Source organism: Pseudoalteromonas sp. S3260, from assembly GCF_005886925.1.
In the GTDB taxonomy this organism is placed as follows: domain Bacteria; phylum Pseudomonadota; class Gammaproteobacteria; order Enterobacterales; family Alteromonadaceae; genus Pseudoalteromonas; species Pseudoalteromonas tetraodonis.
Window position 1 is genome coordinate 1 of record NZ_PNCV01000100.1, and the last position, 791, is coordinate 791.

Genomic DNA, 791 nt, shown 5'->3' on the forward strand with positions numbered 1-791 from the left:
ATAAGTTGATTGATGCAGTGGAAAGTCTGCTCGAAGATGCAAATTTAGATGTACCTATGGCATTTAGAGCGTCTCTAAAAATAATGAATGAACAATTCAAAAGTGTTATGAAAGAAATTAGAGAGCTAGAAAAGCTCATTGAAGAAGAAATCAAAAATGATAAGGTATGCGAGCGACTTCAAAAACTGGAAGGTGTTGGGCCTGTAGGTTCAATGATGTTGAAAGTTTACTTTAGTTGTATAGAACACTTTAAAAATGGGCGGGAAGCATCAGCCTGCGCTGGTTTAACGCCAGTTCAGCATAGCTCTGGTGGCAAAGAAAGAATTGGCTCAATTTCAAGAACATCGGCAAATAAAAAGTTACGTAGCACGTTATATCAAGGTGCACTAGCTGTTGTCACACATGTTGTAAAAAGAGCGAGCCGTACAGAAAAAGACGAATGGCTTAAAAAGTTAATTGCAAGGCGTGGTAAAAAAGTGGCAGCGATAGCATTGGCTAATAAAACAATCAGAACCGCATTTGCAATGCTAAAGAAAAACGAATGTTATCAGCCAACGCTATTAACGGCTTAAATTTTTGTCAACAAAGAGCGTTTAAAATCAGGGTAAGACTGACCTTTAAGAGACTGTTCCGTGCCTAGGTATAAAATACCGCCACCGAGAAAAGTCATAAAGGGGCGAATACATTAAAGTGACCAGGGGTAGCTCCCCAAATAGAGTCCGTATATAAGCCAGCATCTAATCTTTATTTAATAAATACTTCGTTGACAAAAAACGGGGAGTCCATATAAG

General features: G+C 38.6%; 1 protein-coding gene. It reads left to right on the plus strand.

Annotated elements, in window-relative coordinates; genetic code table 11:
* On the plus strand, positions 1-572 hold a 572-nt coding region (locus CWC14_RS15130; protein WP_138563680.1), incomplete at its 5' end, for a transposase.
* Between the last annotated feature and the right edge of the window lie 219 nt (positions 573-791).